Annotated in this window: 2 protein-coding genes and 1 pseudogene; all 3 read right to left on the bottom strand. The window is 40.3% G+C overall.

Annotation, left to right across the window (positions count from 1 at the left end; translation table 11 throughout):
• Window positions 1-316: 316 nt before the first annotated feature.
• Entirely contained in the window at window positions 317-2203 is a 1887-nt protein-coding gene (locus ACFE90_RS36165) for a glycoside hydrolase family 15 protein (RefSeq protein ID WP_375507064.1), read from the bottom strand.
• A 923-nt stretch (window positions 2204-3126) separates the two neighbouring features.
• Complete coding sequence (locus tag ACFE90_RS36170; RefSeq protein WP_375507065.1) at window positions 3127-3807, bottom strand: hypothetical protein; 681 nt, start codon at window positions 3805-3807, stop codon at window positions 3127-3129.
• Between the two features lie 199 nt (window positions 3808-4006).
• Window positions 4007-5028, bottom strand: a pseudogene (locus ACFE90_RS36175) (ISAzo13 family transposase); the annotation flags it as partial.
• Window positions 5029-5051: the final 23 nt, after the last annotated feature.

The following is a 5051-nucleotide window of genomic DNA, read 5'->3' on the forward strand; positions in this document are numbered from 1 at the left end:
GCATCAGCAAACCGAGTTATCAACGTGATGTCCTAGAACGTTATTTAGCTTGGTACGATAAATATCTCACACCCTCAACCGCATCTCCTATTTTTGAGCCAAAATTGATCAAAAAAAAAAGCAACTAACACTACACCCAACACCCTGCCCTGACTAGGTTTCATCTTTTCTTAGTGCCATTAGTTACTGGTTAAAGGTATTTTCTTTCCCTTTTCCCCAAAATCCGAGAAGTATTGCATTACCAATGGTGTTTGCTTCCTGATTCACAATGCCTGAAACCCCTATTTTTATGCTCGTTTTCCCAAATTTGTAACTGTTACTGAATACCACCACCACCTCTTGATGCAGCATTTGCTGCATCAATATGCACCCGCTCAACTGTTCCGATATTACCTGTATGTGCTAAGGAAACGGCAACGTTAATCACACCAATATGCGAAAAGGCTTGGGGAAAGTTACCAAGATGCGCCCCTGTCTCAAAGTCAATTTCTTCTGCAAATAGTCCCAACGAACTGCTTCGTGCCAGCATTTGCTCAAACCAAACACGAGCCTCTGTAGCCCTTTGAGCCAAGATAAGTGCGTTGATCAGCCAGAAGGTGCAAAGAACAAAGGATGCCTCTTTACCACTCACACCTTCTGGTGCATCTCGGTAACGGTAACACAGTCCATTCTCAACTAAATGTTCGATAGTCGCATCAATTGTTGACACCATGAGCGGGTCAGTTCCATCAATGAAGCCAACACTAGACATTAGTAAATTAGAGGCATCAAGAGTTTCATCCTCGTAGGATTGCTTGAAGGCACCAAGTTTTTCGCTCCACCCTTTTTCAAACACTTCATTGCGGATTAGTTGGCGCTCCTGTCGCCAACGGGTAGTATCACCAGTTAGCTTAAGCGCCTCAGCCATTTCGATGCCACAGTCTAATGCCACCCACAGCATCACTTTACCGTAAACAAAATGTCGCAAACCCCCGCGCACTTCCCAGATGCCGCTATCTGGTTCGTGCCAGTGTTCAGCAGCCCAATCTACCAGTGGGCAGATGTGTTCCCAAATTGCAGTTGGATCGTACTTTCCAACCTTCCAAGCGAAATGTAAAGCACTAAGTACCTCACCATAGACATCAAGTTGAACTTGTCCTGCTGCACCATTGCCGATCCGAACTGGCTGCGAGTCTCGATATCCACGCAAGTAATTTAAGGTTTGCTCAACAACCTGTCCACTTGATGTAATCGGGTAAAGGATTTTGATTCCAGTTCCTTCCATCTTCACAGTCTGGGCGATCCAATTGAAGAACTGACACTCATCATCAAGATAACCTGCTAATAGCAATGCATAAAGAGTAAATGATGAGTCCCGAATCCAGGTGAAGCGATAATCCCAGTTCCGCTCCCCACCAATTTCTTCTGGCAACGAAGTTGTCGGTGCAGCTACAATTGCTCCTGAAGGGGCATAAGTCATCAACTGTAAGGTCAGCGCACTGCGAACAACCGCGTCTCGATACGCTCCTTGATAAGTACACTTATTCGCCCAACCCCGCCATTCGGCGCAAGTTGATGCCAGGGCATCCGTTGGGTTTAGGTTTGGCAGTTGTGCATCCTCATCAGTCAAAAGCGTGAATGCAACTCGCTCTCCGGCGTGGAGGATGATCTGACAGATAAATGTATTACTTGTTGTGTCCAAATGCCACTCAACAGGTCCAGTAACCGTGAATGAACCAAACCTGACTTCGTTGCCAGATTTGACTAACTTGGGAATTGTGCGCCCATAGTCAGGACGAGGAGAGCAAGTACTAATAATTTCAACTGTTCCTTTACTAACCTCGATAATTCGGATTAGCCTACCAGGTGCCATTTGGCTTTGCTGCTGCTCCTGGTTGCTAATATCCATAAAATCCAGCAGCGAAATTTGTCCTGACTCACACGTAAAAATAGTTTCTAGTACATTGGTTTCATTTAGGTACTGATGACTACTTGACCAAGCAGTGGCTGGCTGAATACTCCAGCTTCCACCACGTTCTAGATCCAAAATCCGAGCAAACAAAGACGGTGAATCGAAGCGAGGTAAGCAAAGCCAGTCAATCGAACCACAACTACTGACAAGAGCTGCTGTATGGCAATTGCCAATCACCCCATAATCTTCTATCGCGGGAAAGGATAGGGTTGGAGGCGTTGGGTGATTATTGGGAGCAGATGTAATACTCATTACCGTCTTTAGCTGCTGATAACCTTTTACGAACATCTTATTTGGAATTGGTAATTTTTTACAGAAATTACCATTGGATTAAGGCTAAAACTCTTTGTCACAGTTAATTTTTTGAACGTAGATGCTTCTGCGGCTTAAAGCATGGTACCGCATTCGCGCAGCGTCTCGTTAGAGAAGAACGCATTCGCGCAGCGTCTCGTAGAGAAGGACATAAAAAGAAGAAAGAGAAGAAAGAAATGCTTAACTGAACTGTATTAGATCATAAGGTAGTAAGCTGTTGTGGGAGCAACGATATCCCAATATAAATCAGCAGTCGAGGTCGAGCATCAAAATTCTTAAACAACTTAAGTTTTTTAGTTAAACTTTCATTATCTTACGTTATGTTGACAGCGTTATGACAAATTTATGACGAGAGTCTGGCTATTTTGACACATTGAAACTAGTGGTGTGATACTGTCTTCTTTATATGCCTGACGATAGAAGATTTGAGAATAAGAGTCAAGCTAGTTTATATATATAAAAAGCAAACAAATTAGGAAAATTAGCGTCAAATGAATATCCAATTCCAAAAGTTATTAATCCAATTAATGGCAACATCTCTTGATGATTACTTAATTGATTGGTAATCAGAAAATGTTTTAAAGATATTAATTTTATATTCATATTTTTGATTGCAATTGCCATAAATATTATTAGTAGTAAAGTGGAACACGCAGTTATATTCGCTTTGGTATGCACGCTCATTTTTGGAGCTTTTCTGATAATTAAATAACAACTATCAAACCAAAAAACCGAACACAGACTCAGGGCGAACGCATCCAAATTATACTTACTCATCACTTAGGTAAAAAATCAGGATTTATCGTTTGATTTACTTTCCAAGACTCAATATGATCGTTAAAACTTTTGTCAATAAGCAGGGGTTAATGAGATTTTTTTAAATTTATTGATAATACACTAGTCTTATTGACATGATGCGGCCGCCCTGTACATAGGGTAAGCTTTTCGGGCGAAGAGTTTTTTAACTGTGGCATAGGGAACCATTGATTAACACCCCCGTAATAAACCGCTCGACCAACTGGTGATGAAGCTGCAATTTCCATGACCTGGGTAGAAGTAATCTTACGATCGCTGGGGATTAACTGGGTGGCAATCATGGCATTGTAAGCCGGGACGTTATCAGGATGAACCAACGCCACAGAGGTTAACTGCGATCGCAGTCCGCCAGAAATGCCCAAGTCATCAGTGTGAGGGTTCTGCACGACAATCCAGAAATGCCAACCGGAACTATCACCGCAAGAACAGTAAGAGATGATTTTGTCTTTGAGCCAGTTAATTTCACCTTTAGTATTTTTAAATTTGGAACAAACAGCCGTACCTTGATCTAAAATAATCAGCTTCGAGCCAGAGATATTTTGAAATTCGCTAAAGCATCCTTTGACCCATAAGACTGCTTCGGTTGGAGACATTTCTAGGATTTTAACCCGTTTAAAAGTATCAACACGACCTTTGAAGTATCCAGTTTCTTTCTCGTCACCTTTGGAGTCAATGGGACTTCCAAAGAATAAATTATTCCAAGAAAAACAAGAGATAGGATTTTTCAAGAATGATAATCATTTTAAGGGGGAGAAAAGGGGTTGCCGAGGGCAACCCCTTTTCTCCCCCTCATCTATGCATGAAGAATCTATACACTTGTCGTCTGGTTTGAAGTTAAACAGTGTAAAATCAATATTTTTTGTAGCTAAATAAATGCTGTTATTAAAATCAAATAAATTTTGTTTTACTACAACAAATATCAATAAACTAATTACCTAAATTTGGGAAAACTTCATGAGTAGAATCGGTTAGCCGCTCAATCTGTTTTTCAATTTGAGCCATAGCTTTTTTGTAAGCTTTACCCCATTCTCATAAGTTTCGTGTACTAGCTTAACGGCTGGATGTTTCCCGTTCCATTTCATGGTGCTAGCAAAATTTAAAGCCGTTTCTAGTTTATCTAAAATACTACCGTTCCAATGATTTTCTAGTACTGCCCATGTCCAATCTAATTGGATTATATTTACTATGATAGGGAGGATAATAAGCTAAACGTATATTTACTTGATGTTTGTGGGCAAACTCTACTATACGTTTCATAAATTGGGTGCGGCGTGAACTATTCTGCGGCCCATTATCTTGATTAAGAACTAGAGTTTGAATATCAGAAAAACGAGATTTTTCTCCTAACCAAAAATCTTCTAAAATATCAACAATGAAATCGCTTGTAACTTTCGATTCTGTAAAGTATAAAAATAGCTCATCAAGCTCTGGAAGAAATATACCATAGGGAGTTAGAGTTGTTTTTGGATTATAATCATGGTCATCAGCTTTCGCCCCATCGCGGCTTTTACCTCCTCGGTCAAATGAGCCAATCTTAGCGCGGGCTTTTCCGTCCATACTTAGACGTAAAACACTCTTATCTTCATCTGCGTCTTTGTTTACTATGTCTAATTGCTCAAAGATTGCATCAGTTTGTGGGATTTTTTTTGAGGTTGAACTTTCTTTATCCTTCTGAGCTTGTAACCTAAATTATTTAATTTTACTCGAATTGTTTCTGATGTATGTAACTTTTCATCGCTGTAACCATACTTTTCGATTAATTGCTTTCTGACTTCGGCTGCACTGAGTCTAGTATATAGTCTTTGACTTTTAAAGCTCGGATCAGTTTGACTATAGAAGTCAACTAAATCTTTTATATCTTCTAAAAGATTTGGCAGGTGTTCTTCTACTTTATAACGCCCTTTGCCACTCATGTTATCAACACAAGTAATACCGCTTTTTAATTCTCTTGAACATTACGAATCGTGTCTCG

It is taken from the genome of uncultured Nostoc sp. (assembly GCF_964245445.1).
Classification (GTDB): Bacteria; Cyanobacteriota; Cyanobacteriia; order Cyanobacteriales; family Nostocaceae; genus Nostoc.